Consider the following 1464-nt stretch of genomic DNA (forward strand, 5'->3'; position numbering starts at 1 on the left):
CCCCAGCGACGAGGTGGAGCACCCCGCGGGAACCGCCCGCCTTCCCGGCGCGCGGCGCGACGGCTACACCCGCCTGCCCACGGGCCCGGTGGGCATCGAACCGGTCGTCGTGACGGGACCGGACATCGACGCCCCCGAGGAGACGGAGTGGGAGCCGTCCACCGGGACCGTGTCGATCGACGACACCCGACTGGCGCCGTGGGCGCTGGTGGCCGCGATCGTGGCGCTCGGAGCGTCGTTCTTCGTGGGGTGGGGGATTCCGGTCGCAGTGGTGGCGGTCATCGCGGCGATCATGTCATTGCGTCGCCCGGTCGAGAACCGTGCGATCGCGCGCTGGGCGCTCGTGCTCGGGCTCTGCGCGACCGTCTACAGCCTGGGCTGGCTGGTCTGGGCCGGCATGCAGTTCGAGCGGCTCGGCTGAACCGATGTCGGACGCGGCCGAGCTCGCCGAGCTGCGCTCACTGCAGGCGCGGGCGTACGGTCGCGATGCATCGCTCACGGCGGCCGAAGCGCTCAGACTGCGCGAACTGGAGCGGCGCCGTGCCGAGCCGACGCCCGAGGTCGCGGATCCGCCCGTCGGAGCTCCTGTCGCAGCCTCGACGCCGGAGACAGGGAACGAGGAGCCTCAGACAGAGGACCTGCCGGGTTCGACCAACGGCGATGTGACGACGACCGGCATGGACCCGGGAGACTCGGGCGGCTCCGGTCGGCCACCGCAGAGATCATGGCTGCGTACGCGCTGGCTTCCGCTCGCCGCTGCCGTCGCGACGCTGGTGCTGGTCGGTGTCGGGCTCGGATGGGCGCTGTCCGGCGGGTCCGGGCCCGCCACCGTCGCCCTGAGTCCGGAGCAGCAGGAGTGGCAGAGCTCCCTGCTCGCCAGCGGGAACTACGACCGGGGCTCGCTGCGCGCCCTCGCCGTCGAGGAAGGTGCGGTCATCTGGGTGGCGACGAAGAATGCCGCCGCGATCACCTGCCTGCTCGTGGCGACCTCGCCGTCTGCACTGCCCAGCTGCGAGCGCACCGAGACGGTGGGCAGGACGGGACTGTTCGGCGCGGTCACGCTCGAGTCGAAGGCGGACACCCGCCGCGAGCTCAACGTGCAGATGGTGTTCACGGCCTCCGGCGAGCCTGCCGTCGCCGCGAACGTGGCGGAGTTCGGACCGGGCACCACCAATGGGATGACGTGGGCGAATGCCGACGAGGCGGAGAAGGCCAAGCGCATCGCGGATCAGGGGTTCCAGATCAACTCGCTGTGGGTGGTCGGCTATGACGGCGATGTGCCGGTGTGGACCGGAATGGAGCTCGACGGCTTCCAGACCTGCTTGATCTACGACGGCTCGGACGCGGCGTTCCCCCGGGTGTGCGCCGATGCGCTCACGATGCAGGAGCAGAGCGCCACCCTCGTGCTGAACGTGGTGGACGAGCCCAGCGGTGAGGTCGTCCGCCTGGAGCTTCCGACCGCCA

At 71.2% G+C, this 1464-nt stretch carries 1 protein-coding gene and 1 pseudogene; both read left to right on the top strand.

The genetic code is table 11. The features are described from left to right. The coding region (locus DSP71_RS15490; protein WP_113681537.1) for a hypothetical protein at positions 1-421 on the top strand (421 nt) is incomplete at its 5' end. A 4-nt stretch (positions 422-425) separates the two neighbouring features. Then, positions 426-1464: pseudogene (locus tag DSP71_RS15495) on the top strand (hypothetical protein); the annotation flags it as partial.

The organism is Microbacterium sp. H6 (genome assembly GCF_003314775.1).
GTDB lineage: Bacteria > Actinomycetota > Actinomycetes > Actinomycetales > Microbacteriaceae > Microbacterium > Microbacterium oxydans.